Annotated in this window: 15 protein-coding genes; 7 read left to right on the forward strand and 8 right to left on the reverse strand. The window is 65.5% G+C overall.

Annotation, left to right across the window (positions count from 1 at the left end; genetic code table 11):
• Positions 1-9 precede the first annotated feature (9 nt).
• From IVB28_RS06260 to IVB28_RS06280, 5 genes are all read right to left on the reverse strand, one after another.
• Complete coding sequence (locus IVB28_RS06260; RefSeq protein WP_249797692.1) at positions 10-528, reverse strand: Mpo1-like protein; 519 nt, start codon at positions 526-528, stop codon at positions 10-12.
• A 171-nt stretch (positions 529-699) separates the two neighbouring features.
• Positions 700-1,371, reverse strand: a complete 672-nt coding sequence (locus tag IVB28_RS06265; protein WP_247525158.1) for an OmpA family protein — start codon at positions 1,369-1,371, stop codon at positions 700-702.
• Positions 1,371-1,784: a hypothetical protein gene (locus IVB28_RS06270; RefSeq protein WP_247525159.1), complete on the reverse strand. Its 414-nt coding sequence runs from the start codon at positions 1,782-1,784 to the stop codon at positions 1,371-1,373. The genes IVB28_RS06265 and IVB28_RS06270 overlap by 1 nt, the downstream gene beginning before the upstream one ends.
• Positions 1,785-1,873: 89 nt before the next feature.
• Complete coding sequence (locus IVB28_RS06275; protein WP_247525161.1) at positions 1,874-2,164, reverse strand: type II toxin-antitoxin system HicB family antitoxin; 291 nt, start codon at positions 2,162-2,164, stop codon at positions 1,874-1,876.
• A 7-nt stretch (positions 2,165-2,171) separates the two neighbouring features.
• Entirely contained in the window at positions 2,172-4,772 is a 2,601-nt protein-coding gene (locus IVB28_RS06280; protein WP_247525162.1) for a UvrD-helicase domain-containing protein, read from the reverse strand.
• A 236-nt stretch (positions 4,773-5,008) separates the two neighbouring features.
• On the opposite strand from IVB28_RS06280, the gene IVB28_RS06285 reads away from it, so the two are divergent.
• On the forward strand, positions 5,009-5,182 hold the full coding sequence (locus IVB28_RS06285) for a DUF1328 domain-containing protein (protein WP_018319670.1): 174 nt from the start codon (positions 5,009-5,011) through the stop codon (positions 5,180-5,182).
• Positions 5,183-5,235: 53 nt separating this feature from the next.
• Here the strand turns inward: IVB28_RS06285 and IVB28_RS06290 are convergent, their stop codons facing one another.
• Positions 5,236-5,742: a thioesterase family protein gene (locus tag IVB28_RS06290; protein WP_247525163.1), complete on the reverse strand. Its 507-nt coding sequence runs from the start codon at positions 5,740-5,742 to the stop codon at positions 5,236-5,238.
• A gap of 85 nt (positions 5,743-5,827) precedes the next feature.
• On the opposite strand from IVB28_RS06290, the gene IVB28_RS06295 reads away from it, so the two are divergent.
• The 3 genes from IVB28_RS06295 (at position 5,828) to IVB28_RS06305 (ending at position 9,093) form a co-directional block, all read left to right on the forward strand.
• Entirely contained in the window at positions 5,828-7,252 is a 1,425-nt protein-coding gene (locus IVB28_RS06295; protein WP_247525164.1) for an FAD-linked oxidase C-terminal domain-containing protein, read from the forward strand.
• 118 nt (positions 7,253-7,370) lie between these two features.
• Positions 7,371-8,672, forward strand: a complete 1,302-nt coding sequence (locus tag IVB28_RS06300) for a Spy/CpxP family protein refolding chaperone (protein WP_247525165.1) — start codon at positions 7,371-7,373, stop codon at positions 8,670-8,672.
• A gap of 55 nt (positions 8,673-8,727) precedes the next feature.
• On the forward strand, positions 8,728-9,093 hold the full coding sequence (locus IVB28_RS06305; protein WP_247525166.1) for a hypothetical protein: 366 nt from the start codon (positions 8,728-8,730) through the stop codon (positions 9,091-9,093).
• Between the two features lie 46 nt (positions 9,094-9,139).
• On the opposite strand, the gene IVB28_RS06310 is transcribed toward IVB28_RS06305, so the two are convergent.
• Positions 9,140-10,618 (reverse strand): caspase family protein, encoded by a 1,479-nt coding sequence (locus IVB28_RS06310; protein ID WP_247525167.1) that lies wholly within the window; start codon positions 10,616-10,618, stop codon positions 9,140-9,142.
• A 423-nt stretch (positions 10,619-11,041) separates the two neighbouring features.
• On the opposite strand from IVB28_RS06310, the gene IVB28_RS06315 reads away from it, so the two are divergent.
• The 3 genes from IVB28_RS06315 to IVB28_RS06325 are packed head-to-tail and all read left to right on the forward strand — an operon-like array spanning position 11,042 to position 14,939.
• On the forward strand, positions 11,042-12,073 hold the full coding sequence (locus IVB28_RS06315; RefSeq protein WP_247525168.1) for a TRAP transporter substrate-binding protein: 1,032 nt from the start codon (positions 11,042-11,044) through the stop codon (positions 12,071-12,073).
• A gap of 1 nt (position 12,074) precedes the next feature.
• Positions 12,075-13,949, forward strand: coding sequence for a TRAP transporter large permease subunit (locus IVB28_RS06320; protein ID WP_247525169.1), 1,875 nt, complete (start codon positions 12,075-12,077; stop codon positions 13,947-13,949).
• Positions 13,950-13,961: 12 nt separating this feature from the next.
• Positions 13,962-14,939, forward strand: a complete 978-nt coding sequence (locus IVB28_RS06325) for a hydroxyacid dehydrogenase (RefSeq protein ID WP_247525170.1) — start codon at positions 13,962-13,964, stop codon at positions 14,937-14,939.
• On the opposite strand, the gene IVB28_RS06330 is transcribed toward IVB28_RS06325, so the two are convergent.
• The gene (locus IVB28_RS06330) at positions 14,936-16,102 is read right to left on the reverse strand and encodes an ABC transporter substrate-binding protein (RefSeq protein WP_247525171.1); all 1,167 of its coding nucleotides are present in this window, start codon (positions 16,100-16,102) and stop codon (positions 14,936-14,938) included. The genes IVB28_RS06325 and IVB28_RS06330 overlap by 4 nt on opposite strands.
• Positions 16,103-16,204: the final 102 nt, after the last annotated feature.

Genomic DNA, 16,204 nt, shown 5'->3' on the forward strand with positions numbered 1-16,204 from the left:
CTTCTAGAGCTATCGGGTTGAAAGGGAATTGGTCGGAACAGGCGCCAGAATCGCGGCAAGGTCGCGACGGAAGCCCAATGCAATGAATAATTTTGCCATGACGAACATCGGTCCAAGCAAAAGATGCGAAGGAAAAGTGAACAACGAGGCTTCGCGGCCCTCAAAAACCTTGTGGCCGATGGCCTGCGCGGCAAGGCCGAGCGCCACCAGCGCGGCGAAAATCGCCCACATCGTCGCGGTGCTGACTTGCGCCGCAATGCTCGTCGCAACCGAAAATAGCACGATCGAGACCGCCAGAATGCCGATCCCGAGCGCCATGTCGAGCAGCAGCCAATAGATCAGAACCGGCACGGCCAGGATCACGGCCAGGCTGACATCGAAACCGAACAGCGGAAGCCTGACCAGCGTCAGCGGCAGCACGGCGCCCGTGAACAACAGAAGAATCCCGACCACATGCAGCGCCGTGTTCCGGGGGTCGCGATGGTACTCGACGTAGACGGCAAGTTGGCGCTGAAAATAGCCACCCATTTCGGTCTCATGCAGCACGGGGTCGGGAAGGGCGAACAGAGGCTATAGCACTGGACCGGGCGGTGCACAAACCGGCGCTTTTGTCGCGCAAAACCGCATCGGTGCGCACCGGACCGGCCACAAAACGATTATTACTTCAAAGGGTTCCGTCGGATGCGAAGCTGCGTTTGCTTAGTGCTTCTTGGCCGGCTTTTTCGCCGCAGGCGCAGGCGCCGCAGCCGGATGCGCAGGCGCGTCCTCGGGCACCTTGGCATAGGTCAGGATTTGCAGCTGGCCGTTGACGGCCGAGGTCGGCTTGGCCCGGTCGAGAAACTGCTCCTCGCCGAGGCCGATCGGGTGCAGACGCTTGGTCGAGATCTTGAACGTGTTCACGAGCACGTCGCGGATCGCGTCGGCGCGGCGCTGACTCAGGATCGCGTTGGCCTCGCGCGTCTTCGAATTGGATTCGACGTGGCCGACGATCAGGAACGTGTACGGCAGCAGCGAGGCATGAACCAGCGCGTCCGCGATGCGGCCGACGGTCTGGTAGGAGGCCGGCTGGATGATCGGCGTGTCGGCGTCGAACTGGATCTGCGCGTTGAAGGTAGGCAGCTTGGCGAGGTCAGGCGCGATCGGCGGCCGGTTCACCGGGCCCGGATCGTTCTTGATCCTGGCCTTGGCGCGCTCCATCACCTGCAGCTTCAGCGCGGGAAGATCGACCTCGGCGGCTTCCTCGAAATGATTGAGCTTGCCGACGATGTCGTCACGGGTCGGCGCCGCCGTCTGCGCGCGTGCAGCGCCCGCGAGCAGGGCGAAACCCAGCGCGATGCCCAGTCCGGCCGTGGAGAGCCGCTTGGCGCGCATCAGCGATACCCCGCGTCGTCGACGGCCTTCAGGCAGTTGTTGCTGATGCCCTTGGGCGTCGAGACCAGGCAGGGAATCGACTTGCTGGTCTCCTTGGTCGAGCCGCCGCAGACCTTGACGATCTCGCGTTGGCAGGCGTTCGCCACCGTGACGCGCGCGGCGATGCGCTTCTGGATGGCGTCGAACACGCCGAGATAGTCGCTCGCGCACTGCGGGGAGAGCACGTCGCGGTTGCGCGACAGACACTCCTTCAGGCGGGTCGAGTCCGGATTGACGCCGCGGCAGTTGGCGACGATTTCCGCACCGCAGCTCTTGCCGAGCAGTCCGATCGAATCGCCAAAGCTCATGGTCTCCGCCGCTGCAAGCGACGGCATCCCCAATGCCAGCAAGATCAGTGCGATGCCCCGGACCATGGGCTGCATCTGATACGGGGAAGTTCGCGGCGGTCAAGGGCTGTTCGGGCGAGAACTGTCGAAGGTTCGCCCAGTGCGGCGAACAGTCCTCACTCCATGGCCTCAGTGGGGGGCGGCCATTCGATCAGGGCGACCGTGTGTTTCCCCAGATCGTCGGCGAACTCGGGGTCGGCCTTCAGCTCGTCCAGCGTTCTCGGCAGGGGAAGCTCACGGCCGTCCGCGCTCAGCTCCTGCGCATAGAATGCGAGTGCCTCAGGCGCATTCTCCAGGGCTTCGTCGATGTCGTCGCCGCCGGAAATGCAGCCGGGCAGGTCCGGAAACCACACGCCAACGGCATGGTCCGGGCCGGCCTCCTCGATGATGGCAATGTAGTGCGGCATGCAGGCCTCACGCCCGCTGCACGAAACTGTCCACGACCTTCTTCTCGCCGGCTTTGTCGAAATGGATGGTGAGCTTGTTGCCGTCGATCTTGGTGACGTGGCCGTAGCCGAATTTCTGGTGGAAGACGCGGTCTTCGAGCGAGAAATCCGAGGTCGTGCCGGTGGATTTGGCGACCAGCTCACCCTCGATCGTCAGCGGAGCGCGACGGCGTGAGGAGAAGCTGCCGAAATCGGGGCCGGATGACGAGGAGGAGGAGAATGTCGCGGCTTCTTCCTCGAAGCCGCCGCTTTGGCCGCCGCCGTCGCGGCCGCCGCCGCGGTTGCGGTTGGCCTGGGCGCGCTGCCAGCCCGGCGTCGAATAGGTCGAGCCGAACGCTTCCATGTCGTCGAAGCGCGAGGCGCCATAGCCGCCGCTGCCGCCCCAGGCCGAGCCGCCCTTGGATTCCGTGATCTCGACATTGGCCGCGGGCAGTTCGTCCAGGAAGCGCGACGGGATCGTGGTCGACCAGGTGCCGTGGATCCGGCGGTTGGTCGCGAAATAAATCATCGCGCGACGGCGGGCTCGGGTCAGGCCGACATGGCCGAGCCTGCGCTCTTCCTCCAGGCCGGCGCGGCCCTGCTCGTCCAGCGTGCGCTGGCTCGGAAACAGGCCTTCCTCCCAGCCGGGCAGGAATACGTTGTCGAATTCGAGCCCCTTGGCCGAATGCAGCGTCATCAGCGACACCGCGTCGTCCTCGGCGCCGCTGTCGCGGTCCATCACCAGCGAGATGTGTTCGAGGAACCCTTGCAGGTTCTCGAACTCCTCCATCGAGCGCACCAGCTCTTTCAGATTCTCCAGCCGCCCTGCGGCGTCGGCCGAACGGTCCTTCTGCCACATCTCGGTATAGCCGCTCTCGTCGAGCACGATCTGGGCGAGATCGGTGTGGGCGGTGACCTCGCGCTGGGCGCGCCAGCGATCGAAATGGGCGATGACGTCGCGAAGCGAGCCGCGCGCCTTCGGCTTCAGCTCGTCGGTCTCGACCACTGCGCGGGCCGCTTCGAACAGGGGAATGCGGCGCTTGCGGGCGTGGTCGTGCAACATCTGCACGGTGGCATCGCCGAGCCCCCGTTTAGGGACGTTGACGATGCGCTCGAAGGCGAGATCGTCGGCCGGTGAGTTGATGACGCGCAAGTACGCCAGCGCGTCGCGGATTTCGGCGCGCTCGTAAAAGCGCGGGCCGCCGATGACGCGATAGGGCAGGCCAAGCGTGACGAAGCGATCTTCGAACTCGCGCATCTGGTAGGAGGCGCGCACCAGGATCGCGATCTCGTTGAGCTTCTCGCCGCGGCGCTGGATCTGCTCGATCTCCTCGCCGATGCCGCGGGCCTCCTCTTCCGAATCCCACGAGCCCGTCACCGTGACCTTTTCGCCGTCCTGGTCCTCCGTGCGAAGCGTCTTGCCGAGCCGGCCTTCGTTGTGCGCGATCAGATGCGAGGCGGCGGCGAGGATGTGGCCGGTCGAGCGATAGTTGCGCTCGAGGCGGATCACCTTCGCGCCAGGAAAATCGTGGTCGAAGCGCAGGATGTTGTCGACCTCCGCCCCGCGCCAGCCATAGATCGACTGGTCGTCGTCGCCGACGCAGCAGATGTTTTTGGTGGCGCCTGCAGGAGCAGCCGCGATCGCCGCGCGCTCCGTCACTCCAGGATGCGCCGAAGGCGCAGACCCGGAATCTCGATCGTCGGACTCATTGCTGGAGTCCGGGTTCGGCTCTTCCATCCGCCCCGGAACGACGGTGGGTGTCGCTGCCTTCGATGGCGCCTGCGACAGCAGCCGCAGCCAGAGATATTGCGCGACATTGGTGTCTTGATATTCGTCGACCAGGATGAATTTGAAGCGCTGCTGGTATTGCCGCAGGATGTCCGGATGCTCGCGGAAGATGCGGATGTCTTCCAGCAGCAGATCGCCGAAATCGGCGGCATTCAGGATCTTCAACCGCTCCTGATAGCTCGCATAGAGCTTGCCGCCCTTGCCGTTGGCGAAGACAGCGGCTTCGCCTGGCGGCACCTGCGACGGCGTCAGGCCCCGGTTCTTCCAGCCGTCGATCAGGCCGGCCAACATGCGCGCCGGCCAGCGCTTGTCGTCGATGTTGTCGGCCTGCAGCAGCTGCTTGAGCAGACGAACCTGATCATCGGTGTCGAGCACGGTGAAGTTCGACTTGAGCTGTGCCAGTTCGGCATGGGTGCGCAGGATGCGGCCGCCGATGGAGTGGAAGGTGCCGAGCCACGGCATGCCTTCGACCGCGTGGCCGAGCATCTGGCCGAGCCGGTGCTTCATCTCGCGCGCGGCCTTGTTGGTGAAGGTCACCGACAGGATCTCCGCGGGGCGGGCGCGGCCCTGGCTCAGGATATGGGCGATACGAGTCGTCAGTACGCGGGTCTTGCCGGTACCGGCGCCGGCAAGCACCAGGACCGGTCCGTCGAGCGTCTCCACCGCCTCGCGCTGCTCAGGATTGAGGCCGGAGAGGTAGTTCGGGCCCACAGATGCGCGCGCACGCGCGGCGATGCCGCCGGCTGCGGGCTGGTGGTCGGGTACGCCAGTGATCTTGCTCGGCTCGGTCATGCGAATCATCGGCCCCACGATGGCACCGCGGGGTGGTGGAAGGGGAGCCTTCTTAACAGGGATGGTGGCTATATGGGGCGGCGGAACAAGGTTTTCCACGTGTGCGCAACGTCAATTTGTTCCTGCGGGCCCTGCGAATTTCCACCGTGTGCCGGCCGGAACCATCGTTCCCGCGTCGAGATTGTCTCGGCAGGTGGCGCGGCCCGCCGCGCTAATGCAGACAACATCAAGACGAGGATTTGACCATGCTTGGCTGGGTTGTGACGTTTCTGGTTATCGCGCTGATCGCCGGCATCCTGGGCTTCGGCGGTATCGCCGGCGCTTCGATCGAGATCGCCAAGATCATCTTCTTCATCGCGGTCGTTCTGTTCCTGGTCTCCGCCGTGGTCGGCTTGGCACGCGGCAGGAACAGGGTCTAGCGTAGTGTTTTCACCTCTCCCCGCTGGGGAGAGGTGAACCGTCGCGTGATCTGCTATTTCTTCGACGGCATCGCCACGTTGCGGCCGATGCCCTCGGGCCGCGGTATGGCACTGTGAGCCTTTGTGACCGCGCTGATACGCTCATGGATATCGGGCGGAAACGGCGCGACGCGCCGCGTATTCATATCCATGTGCAGCGACATGTTCTCCGAAGTCGCCGACAGCCAGCATTCGCTTGCATGCCGCATCTCCTCAAAGGTGTGGAGCCGCTTGTCGTCGGCCTCCAGCAACCAGACCAGGATCTGCACGGGATCGCCGAGGTGGATCTCGCGTAAATATCGCACGTGGCATTCGGCGGTGAACGTCGAGCCGTGGCGTTCCTTCATGTAGGTCGGCCCGATCCCGAGCTCGGCCCAGAGCTGATCGATCGCGCGGTCGAACATCACGTTGTAATAGGCCATGTTGAGATGGCCGTTATAGTCGATCCATTGCGGCTCGATCTGCATGATTGCGGCGCGGAACGGCTCTGCTTTCGGCGCTGAGGCGACGACCTCCGGCATGTGTTCTTCCCTAGCCATGCGTCCGGTCGCTTGACTTGACCGGTTTTATGTCCTTTGCCACGGTTCTTCTGTCGGGAGGAATTCCGTGGGCACCACCATCACCAATAATCCGCCGCGGCCGGAGCCGAAAGCCCTTGCGGGCGCGCTGGAGCAGCTTGCCGCACGCTTCGGCAACCGCCTGATCACCTCGCAGGCCGTCCGCGAGCAGCACGGCCATACCACCACCTGGCTCCCCAACCAGCCGCCTGATGGCGTGGTGATGGCGCAGGAGACCGCCGACATCCAGGACGTGGTGCGGATCTGCGCCAAAAATCGCGTCCCAGTCATTCCCTTCGGCACCGGTACCTCGCTCGAGGGCCAGGTCAACGCACCCGCCGGCGGCATCTCGATCGATTTGCGCGACATGAACAAGGTGCTCGCGGTGCATGCCGAGGATCTCGACTGCGTGATCCAGCCCGGCGTCACCCGCAAGGCACTGAACGAGCATCTGCGCGACCAGGGCCTGTTCTTCCCGATCGATCCCGGCGCGGATGCCTCGCTCGGCGGCATGGCCTCGACCCGTGCCTCCGGTACCAATGCGGTGCGTTACGGCACCATGCGCGACAGCGTGCTGGCGCTGAAGGTGGTGCGCGGCGACGGCGAGATCATCACCACAGGTACGCGCGCCAAGAAATCATCAGCCGGCTACGACCTGACGCATCTGTTCGTCGGCGCCGAAGGCACGCTCGGCATCATCTCGGAGCTGACCATTCGTCTGCGCGGCATCCCCGAGACGATCGCGGCCGGCGCGGTGTCGTTCGAGAGCGTGCACGGGGCCTGTCAGGCCGTCATCCTGGCGATCCAGACCGGCATTCCGGTGGCGCGCATAGAACTGCTCAACGCCGCGCAGGTGCAGGCCTGCAACGCCTATTCCAAGCTGACGCTGCCGGAGACGCCGCTGCTCCTGATGGAATTCCACGGCAGCGAGATCGAAGTCGCCGAGCAGTCCAAGGCGTTCGCCGAGATCGCGAAGGAGTGCGGCGGCGGTGATTTCTCCTGGACCACCAAGCCGGAGGATCGCACCAAGCTGTGGCAGGCCCGGCACGACGCTTACTGGTCGGTGAAGGCACTGCGGCCCGGCGACAGCATCGGTGTCGTCGCGACCGACGTGTGCGTGCCGATCTCCCGGCTCGCCGAGTGCGTCAGCGAGACCGAGGAGGATCTCAAGCGCCTCAATCTGCTGTCGCCGATCGTCGGCCACGTCGGCGACGGCAATTTCCATTGCTCGCTGGTCTGCGATACCAACGACGAGGGCGAGATGGCGCGCGGCGAGGAGTTCATGCATCGCCTGGTCGAGCGCGCGCAGGCGATGGACGGCACCTGTACCGGCGAACACGGCATCGGGCAGGGCAAGCAGAAATATCTCAAGGCCGAGCTCGGCCCTGAAGCGCTGGATGCGATGCGGGCGCTCAAAAAAGCGCTCGATCCGTTCAATATCTTCAACCCCGGCAAGATCGTACCGGAGGCGTAGGGCCCAAGCCCAAGTCCTGGCCCAGGGATCTCGGGCCGGGAACTTTCGGCAATCCTGTCGGTTCCAATTCCGCCAAGTTCCGATGCCTCAATGGCAGGGCTTTGCGCGGGAGGGTGCGATGGTACGACCGCTCATGGGAATAGCCGTGGTGGCATTTGCCTGCGTGCTGGCGGGCGCTGCGCTGGCGAAAGGCGGCCATGGCGGTGGTCACGGCGGCGGACATGGCGGAGGCCATGGAGGCGGGCGTGGCGGCGGTCATCATGGCGGCCATTTTCGCGGTCACGGTGGCGGTCATGCGCATGGCGGGCATCATCGGCCCGTCCGGTTCACGGCCGGCGCCCGACGCGGCGGCCCCAATTTCAGTCAGATCCGCAATGCGGCGATCCGACCGGCGAACTATCGCAACGCCCTGAACTCCAGCGCATTCCGCAACGGCCGGCTGATCAGCAACCCGGCGGCGCGCGCGCAGCTCGTGGCCGCGGCCGCACTGGCCGGCTGGAGCGGCGCAAGCAGCGGCTGGTGGCAACATCCGGGTGGCGGCTATGGCTGGGTTGGGCCGCTGTTCTGGCCGTTCGCTTATAATGATCTCTACGACTACACGATCTGGGGCGACGGGCTCGGCTTCTGGGGCTACGGCTATCCGGACATCTATGCCGGCCTGTTCGGCCCCTATGGCTATGATCGGCTGTCGGCCTATCTGCCGCAACAGCCGCAGGGACGACGGCGGGCGCGCAGCGCTCCGCTCGATCAGCTCTGCGGAAGCGACCGCCGGGCCATCATCGGTCTGCCGATCGACCAGATTGCAGCCGCCGTGCAACCCAGCGATCCGCAAGGCGCCGATCTTGACGCGCTCGGCAATGCCTCGGTCGATGCCGCGGCGCTGATCCGCACATCCTGCCCGACGCAGGCCGCAGCGACTGCCCCCGGCCGGCTCGCGGCGATGCAGTTGCGCGTCGAAGCGATGCAGAAGGCGGTCGATCTGGTCCAGCCCGCGCTCGACAAGTTCTACGGGTCGCTCATGGACGAACAGAAAGCGCGCTTCAATGCGCTGGCTGACGATCAGCGTCGTGCGACGGCGTCGAACAATGCGAACCCGTCGGTGCAGAATTGCGGCGCGTCCGCCGCGTTCGATTGGCCCGGCGCCACGATCGAGGAAAGGCTTCGTCCGAGCGACACCCAGCGCGCGGCGCTCCAGGTGCTCCAGGATACCAGCGCCAAGGTCAGCGCATCGCTCAAGGCGGCCTGCGAGCCCAACGAGGCAATGACACCGCCGGCACGGATGGCCGCAATCCGCAAGCGCCTTGAGGTAATGTTGGACGGGATCAAGTCGGTGCGCGCGGCGCTCGATGATTTCTACGCCACGCTGAACGATGAGCAGAAGGCGCAGTTCGAAGCGATCGGGCCGCGCCGCATCTCCTGAACACGCTGCGAATTATGCTGCCTCGAAGCTGGGACGAGGCGCGACGGGGGACGGGATGAGGTGGTTTGCAAGGCCGCGGCCGGCGGACATCTGGGACGAGCCGGTCCCGGGGCCGATCGGCGACATCCAAGCGGCCGACCGCATCCGCAACATCTGCGCGGATGCGAGGGCCTGCGCGGAGGCCGTCCGAGCTTACGCGAAGTCCGGCGAGCGCGAACGCTATGAACGCGCGGCACGCGCCGCGATGGAGATCGCGATGAAGATTTCCGACGATCTGATGCGCGACGACGCCGTCCGCCGCATCGTCGATCTCTGCATGAAGGCTGACGACGTCAGGACCGCCCAGATCCTGTCGCGCGCAATCCAGGCCAGCTGGGTTCGCGAGGCCGTGCAGCGGGACTATCCCGCACTCTCGGAGTAGATCCGGCTCGCGCGATCGGCGCGAGCGCGGATGTGCCGGACCCGTCTCAGTATCTGCGGTAGTCGCCGCGATAGTGGTCGCCGCCGCCGCGGCCGCCCATCCCAATGCCGATCCCGATTCCGACACCGATGCCCTGCATGACGGCGCCGGGCGGCGGCCGCGGAGGCGGCGCGCGCTCGTAGACCACTTCGTCAGGCGGCGGCCGGCGCTTGGGCGGCGTCTCGACCACCTTGCGCTTGGGCGGCGTGTCGTCGACGCGCTTCTTGATGACGGGCGCCACGCGCGGATTCACCGGCGTTGCCGGTGCCTGTGGCGCCGAGCATGGACAGGTCGGGGCCATCGCGACGGCGATCGGCGTAGGCGTCGCAGCGGCGGCAACGGGCTGGCCATAGTTGCGGTTCTGGACACGAAGCAGCATCTTGCGAGCGGTTGCCGCGAGGTCGCTGTTGTCCCAGTTGTTGAGATACGCCTCGAACGAGGCGCGGGTGTTGATCGCGGTGGCGCGCTCCCAGGCCAACATCTGGCGGCGGCGCTCGAGCACGGTGCGAACGCGTGGCGTCCGGGCATCCTGAGCATACAGCTCGATATAGGCCTGATACGCCTCCACGGTGTCATCGGTGATCACGAGTTCATAGGCGACCATGCTTGGCTTGCCCTGCAAGTCCTTGCGCCAGTCCGCGACGCTTCGCGTGCCGCCGGCGAGCGCCATCGAGGATGCGCCAGGCACGGCGGGCTGGCTGCCGCTGCTCTCGCCGAAGAACTTGAAGTCGGTGGTCAGCGAGGAGCTTTCCCAGGGGATCTGCCGTCCGTCGGTCGATTGCGCGACCGCGACGCGGATGCGCTTGAACACCTCCTCGATCGGCAGATTGGGCTGCTTGGCGACGGTGAGTGCTGCGGCGGTGTAGGGGCTGTCGATGCCGGAGCCGTCCTCTGCCTCGGCGCCCGGCGAGGTCGAATAGGAGATGAAGGAGCCCGGCGCACCGGCCTTGGTGTCGACGATCGCAAGCCCATGGCCCGCGCCGCTCAGCGCCGGGAACGGATTGTTGCGGCAGGCATCCAGCATGAAAATGCGCGCCCGCGTCGGCAGCGCGCCGAGCGTGTTGAGCAGGTCGTTCAGCCGGACGCCCTGGAGCGGAATGTCGGCCTCGCGCTTGGGATCGAGATCGACGGGAACGAGATAGTTCTCGCCGTCGATCTGCAGGCCGTGGCCGGCATAGAACACCAGCGCCACGGTATCGGCGCCACTGGCGCTGACCTTGCCGGCGAAATCGGAGATCGCCGCGCGCATCTCGTTCTGCGCCAGATTGGCGGCCGTTGTGACGGTGAAGCCGGCATTGCCGAGCAGCTCGGTCATGCCCTTGGCGTCGTTGGCGGCGTTGGGGAGTTCCGGCACCGTGCGATAGGCCGACTGACCGATCACCAGCGCGAGCCGCGCTTCGGCGGCGGCGTCCTCCGGCGTCATCAACTGTGCGAGCGCAAGAAAACCGGATGCAAGAAGCAAATTCGAAAAGACTGGGCGGCGCATGGTGTCACCTCCATCGGCAATGCGCGATGATGCCACTTTTTCTAGGGGGCCGCCACGCCCCAGTCTGTGCGCTGGATCACGCTCGGCGTGCGGCAAATTGGGTAGGGGTGTCTGCCGGAGACGGAAGCCATCGTTCTGGGCCCATCCATGTGAATTGCGCATTAATCCATGCGCCAATGGGATTGATGTCGACCCTGCGCAACAGCGCCCGTTGCGTGGATGTGGCCGCAGGCCGATCCTCGTCGCAAACCTGGGCAATCCTCCTCATTCAGCGGCGCTTGCGGACTGTCGTACGCGCGTCGTGCCGCGCTGCGGCTGCAGGCGGGCACGCTTGCCTGCGCCGCCGCTTTGGCCATACAGTCCATGCAACAGGCCGCGGCAACGACCGCGGCGAACAAAAAACAATGTGGGAGAGACCGCACCATGACCATCGTGCCCGTGAACCGTCGCGCGTTCATCAAGTCATCGGCCGCAGTCACCGCCGGTCTCGTGCTCTCCCCCGCCATCATCGGCCGCGCCGAAGCTGCGACGTTGAAGCTGAAATGCTCCTCCTCGCTGCCCAACGACCCCAAATTCGCAAACGGCCGTGTCTATTATGACAATCTCGTCAAGAGCCTGAAGGCGAACGGGCTTGGTGAGCAGATCGAGGTCGCCTTCTTTCCCGACAACCAGCTCGGCCAGGAGATCGACGTCATCAACTCGGTGAAGCTCGGCGTCATCGACCTCATGCTGTCGGGCTCGTCGATCTCGGCCAATCTGGTGCCGCTTGTCGGCACCTTCGACCTCGGCTTCCTCTTCTCGAGCTTCCCGCAGCAGACCAAGGCCTTCGATGCCGGCGCCGCCAAGCCGATCGAGGACGCCCTGCTCAAGGGCGGCAACATCCGCATCATCGCCTGGGCGTATAATTTCGGCTCGCGCAGCGTGCTGGCGAAGAAGCCGGTGAAGACGCCGGAGGATCTCGCCGGCCTCAAGATCAGGACGCTGCCAAACCCCGTGATCACCGAATGCCTGCGTCTGATGGGCGCCGCCGCGACCCCGCTGGCGTTCGGCGAGATCTACACCGCGTTGCAGGCGGGCGTGCTGGATGGGCTGGAGCACGATCCGCCGACGATCCTGGCCAGCAAGTTCTTTGAAACGTCGAAGTTCTACGGACTGACGCAGCATAATTTCTCGCCGCTCGCGATCTATTTCAGCGACATGACCTACAACCGCATGGATCCGAAGCTGCGCGAGGGGTTCCTCGACGCCGCGAAGAAGGCTGCGGCCGACACGCGTACCCATGGGCTTGCGGTCGAGAAGGAGGCGCTTGCGGCCCTGACCGAGAAGGGCGTGACGGTTGCCGAATGCGACCGCGAGGCCTTTAGAAAGCGCGTGGCGCCGCAGACCGAGAACTTCATGAAGGCGCGGCCGGAATCCAAGGCCGTCATCGACATCATCCGCGCGACGCAAGCCTGAGATGAACAAATCTGAGCTGGCCATGGCTGCCGCCGTGCCCGTTTCGCGCGGCCGCCACGGGAGCATCGCCCTGCTGCTGCGCGCCAGCGACGTGATCGCGGCCATCCTGCTCGCCGCCGATCTTGTGGTGGTCTGCGCCTCCGTGCTGCTGCGTTTCTTCTTCAACGCGCCGGTCGAATGGTCGGATGACGTGGCGCGCGGGCTGATGGTCGGCTCGGCCTTTTTCGGCGCGGCGAGCGCGCTCGCGCGCGGCGAGAATGTCGGCGTGTCCTTCTTCCGCGACCTGCTGCCGTTGCGGCTGCGCGCGCTCGTCGATGCCGCGAGCGCGCTCTTGATCGTGCTGATATCGGGATACGTCGCCTACAATGCCATCAAGCTGGGCTCATTGACCGCGGGCCAAACCACCGGCTCAGGCCTGCCGCTGGAGCTGACCTTCTACCCGATGGGCGTCGGCGCACTGTTCATGACGGTGTTCGCGATCGACCACCTCTGCGCAAGGCCGCTGCCGGAGATTGTCAGGGGCCTCGTTGCGATCGTCGTGGTGACCGGCCTTTATCTCGCCTGGGATTATCTGTCGCCGTCCTCGGTGCCGTCGGCGGGCACGCTGATGCTGATCGGCTTCTTCGCCACCCTGTTCGGCGGCTTGCCGATCGGCTTTGCGCTGGCGCTGGCCGCGCTCATCTTCATCTGGGTCGAGGGCGCGCTGCCCGGCGTCATCTTCGCCCAGCAGATGGCGCGCGGCATCGACAATTTCGTGCTGCTCGCGATCCCCTTCTTCATCCTCGTCGGCTATCTCATGGAAGCCAACGGCATGTCGGTGCGGCTGATCGAGCTGTTGCAGCGCGCGGTCGGGCGCATGCGCGGCGGGCTGAACGTCGTGATGGTCGCTTCCATGGTGCTGTTCTCGGGGATCTCGGGTTCGAAGATGGCCGATGTCGCCGCGGTCGGCTCGGTGCTGATCCCGGCGGCCCGCCGCTCCAGGCAAAATCCGGGCAGCGCGGTGGCGCTGCTGGCGGCGTCCGCGGTGATGGCGGAGACGATCCCGCCCTGCATCAACCTGATCATTCTCGGCTTCGTCGCGAACCTGTCGATCGGCGGCTTGTTCATGGCGGGGCTGCTGCCCGCGGCGCTGATGGCGCTGGTCCTGATCGCGGTGTCCATCATCTTCGGCAAGCCTCCGGCGGAGGACGACGACGTCGCACCGCAGGCGCCAGTGTCCGGGCTCTGGAGCGGTGCCATCGCCGCGTTCGGACTGATCTTCATGATCTTCTTCGGCTTCAAGAGCGGGTTTGCCACTGCGACCGAAATCTCGGCCTTCGCCGTGGCCTATGCGCTCGTCGTCGGCAGTGTGGTGTTCCGCGAGCTCAGCTTCAAATCGGCAACACACAGTTTCGTGCAGGCCGCCACGCGCGCAGGTCTCGTGCTGTTCATCGTCGCGGCCGCTCAGTCGCTCGCCTTCACGCTGACCTTGCAGCAGGTGCCGCATGCGGTCGGCGATTTCATGCTCGGCCTGTCAAAGACCTCGGGCGTCTGGCTCTTCATTCTGCTGGCGATCGCCGTGCTGATCGTGATGGGCTCGGTGCTGGAAGGCGCGGCTGCCCTCATCATCTTCGGGCCGTTGCTGTTGCCGGTCGCGGTGCAGCTCGGCGTCGATCCCCTGCATTTCGGCGTTGTTCTGGTCATCGCCATGGGCATCGGCCTGTTCGCGCCGCCGCTCGGGCTCGGGCTCTACGGCGCCTGCCTGATCGGCAACGTGCCGATCGAGCAGACGGTGAAGCCGATCATGGGCTATCTCGGCCTGTTATTCCTCTGCCTGCTCGTTATCGCCTTCGTGCCATGGCTGAGCACCGCGCTGCCGCGGGCATTCGGCTACTGAAGGAGACCAATCGTGAAGGTCCTGCTCGCTCACACGCCGGAGATGCGGCGGAATTACTACGGCGATCGCAGCCTGAATGGCCTGCGCGCGGCGGCCGAGGTGATCCTGCACGAGGGCGACGCGCCCCTGGACGCCGCCGGCGTCGTGCGCGCGGCGAAAGACGTCGACATCATCGTCGCCGATCGCATGACGGAAGGGCGCGGTGAGATCTTCGCGCAGTTGCCTGGCCTGCGGGCCTTCGTCCGCTGCGCTGTCGATATCCGTAACGTGGATGTCGAGGCGGCCTCGAAAGCGGGTGTGCTCGTGACCCGCGCCGGACCCGGCTTCGTGCAGGCCGTCGCCGAACTCGCGCTCGGCTTCATGGTCGATCTCTCCCGCGGCGTCTCGCGGAGCACAGCGGACTACCAGGCCGGCCGCAAGGCGGAAGCGCGGATGGGCCGCCAGCTCGCCGGCAGCAAGCTCGGCATCATCGGCTATGGCAGCATCGGGCGCTATCTCGCCGAAGTGGCAAAGGTGCTGCGCATGGAGGTGCTGGTCGCCGATCCCTTCGCGACCGTCAGCGACAGCGCGATCAGGCACGTCAGTCTCGACGAACTCCTCGCCGCATCGGACTATGTCGTCTGCCTCGCGATTGCCAACGAGCAGACCGAGAACCTGATCGGCGAGGCGGCGCTGGCGCGCATGCAGAAGCACGCAATGTTCATCAATCTCTCCCGCGGCAATCTCGTTGACGAGGCAGCGCTTGCGCGGGCGCTGCGCGATGGCCGCATCGCCGGCGCGGCCATGGACGTCGGCCGCGCTCCCGATCAGATGCCGACACCGGAGCTGGCGAAGCTCCCCAACGTCGTCGCCACACCGCATGTCGGCGGGCTGACGCCGCAGGCGATCGAGTATCAGTCGCTGGAAACCGTGCGGCAGGTCGAAGCGATCGTCAAAGGCGAGGTCCCGCCGGGTGCCGTCAACGCCGAGCGCTGGACGCGGCGGCCCTAAAGCCGATCCACCGGCCTGAACGTCCCGTCCTTCTGGATCACCGTCAAGAATACTTTCGGCGGCGTGTCGAGCATGCGCAGGCCGACGCTGACGATGCTGCCGCTGATGTCGAAGTCGCCGACATCGTTGATGGCGCGGAGCAGGCTTGCGCGCGTCGGTTTCGGCCCGGCCTTTTCCAGCGCGGCGGCTGCGAGGCGGCCGGAGAGATAGCCTTCCAGCGACACGAAGTCCGGTGTCGACGTCGGGTCGAACGCCTTCTGCGCCGCCTGGTAGTCGGCGACGAGCTTGAGCGAGCGATCCCATGGAAACGGCACGACCTGCGAGACGATGACGCCTTCGCCCTCGGGGCCGAGTTCCTTGGCGAGCGCAGTGGCGCCGACGAAGGAGACGTTGACGAAAGTCGGATGGAAGCCGCTGCGGTGTGCGAGCTTGATGAACTCGGCGCAGGGACCATAGGTCCCGACCATCACGATGGCCTCGGGTTCTGCGCGCTTGATCATGCGCCAGGCGGCCGTGACCGCGCGGGTGTTGCGCTCGAAGGTGCCTTCGGCGGCAAGCTCGAGGCCGCGCCTGGCGAGCGCGCGCTTCACACCGGTCAGACCGTCGCGGCCGAAGGAATCGTCCTGATAGAAGATGCCGATGCGGGTGAAGTGGCGATCCTCGGTGAGGTGCTTGATCCACGCTTCGGCCTCGGCACCATAGCTCGCACGGATGTTGACGACGTTTGCAAGCTCGAGGTCGCGCAGGAATTCGGCGCCACTGAGTGGGCCGATGAAGGGAACGTTCCTGGCGCTCGTGATCGGAATTGTCGCGATCGCGGTCGGCGTGCCCACCGCGCCGATCAGCGCGAACACCTTGTCGTCGTCGATCAGGTGCAGCGTCTCGGCCACCGACCGGTCGGGATCGTAGCCGTCATCGCGGCTGATGAGCTGGAGCTTGCGGCCGTAAACGCCGCCCTTGGCGTTGATTTCGGTGAACGCCGCGACGATGCCTTGTCGCATGCGCCGTCCGAGCGCCGAGGAGGGGCCTTCCAGCGCGGCGGCCTGGCCGAACAGGATCGCGTCCTCGCTCACCCCGGCCTCGTCCGCTTTCGCCGGAAGCATGGTCGTGCTCAGGAGCAAGATGGTCGGGACGACGGACGTCGCCAATCGAAATAGATACATCGGGAGGTCTTGCCGGATAGATGGACAGAAGACCTGTGCAAGATATCCCGGCTGCCTGAATAGCTCGCTAACCGGCGGGGTGTCGGCAGGCCGTAGTACTCC

The sequence above is a fragment of the Bradyrhizobium sp. 199 genome (assembly GCF_023073355.1).
Taxonomy (GTDB): domain Bacteria; phylum Pseudomonadota; class Alphaproteobacteria; order Rhizobiales; family Xanthobacteraceae; genus Bradyrhizobium.

Excerpts from the sequence above, each read along its gene's own strand:
- IVB28_RS06260 (WP_249797692.1), bottom strand. The coding sequence starts at position 528 with ATGGGTGGCTATTTTCAGCGCCAACTTGCCGTCTACGTCGAGTACCAT.
- IVB28_RS06265 (WP_247525158.1), bottom strand. The coding sequence starts at position 1,371 with ATGCGCGCCAAGCGGCTCTCCACGGCCGGACTGGGCATCGCGCTGGGT.
- IVB28_RS06270 (WP_247525159.1), bottom strand. The coding sequence starts at position 1,784 with ATGGTCCGGGGCATCGCACTGATCTTGCTGGCATTGGGGATGCCGTCG.
- IVB28_RS06275 (WP_247525161.1), bottom strand. The coding sequence starts at position 2,164 with ATGCCGCACTACATTGCCATCATCGAGGAGGCCGGCCCGGACCATGCC.
- IVB28_RS06280 (WP_247525162.1), bottom strand. The coding sequence starts at position 4,772 with ATGATTCGCATGACCGAGCCGAGCAAGATCACTGGCGTACCCGACCAC.
- IVB28_RS06285 (WP_018319670.1), top strand. The coding sequence starts at position 5,009 with ATGCTTGGCTGGGTTGTGACGTTTCTGGTTATCGCGCTGATCGCCGGC.
- IVB28_RS06290 (WP_247525163.1), bottom strand. The coding sequence starts at position 5,742 with ATGCCGGAGGTCGTCGCCTCAGCGCCGAAAGCAGAGCCGTTCCGCGCC.
- IVB28_RS06300 (WP_247525165.1), top strand. The coding sequence starts at position 7,371 with ATGGTACGACCGCTCATGGGAATAGCCGTGGTGGCATTTGCCTGCGTG.
- IVB28_RS06305 (WP_247525166.1), top strand. The coding sequence starts at position 8,728 with ATGAGGTGGTTTGCAAGGCCGCGGCCGGCGGACATCTGGGACGAGCCG.
- IVB28_RS06310 (WP_247525167.1), bottom strand. The coding sequence starts at position 10,618 with ATGCGCCGCCCAGTCTTTTCGAATTTGCTTCTTGCATCCGGTTTTCTT.
- IVB28_RS06315 (WP_247525168.1), top strand. The coding sequence starts at position 11,042 with ATGACCATCGTGCCCGTGAACCGTCGCGCGTTCATCAAGTCATCGGCC.
- IVB28_RS06320 (WP_247525169.1), top strand. The coding sequence starts at position 12,075 with ATGAACAAATCTGAGCTGGCCATGGCTGCCGCCGTGCCCGTTTCGCGC.
- IVB28_RS06330 (WP_247525171.1), bottom strand. The coding sequence starts at position 16,102 with ATGTATCTATTTCGATTGGCGACGTCCGTCGTCCCGACCATCTTGCTC.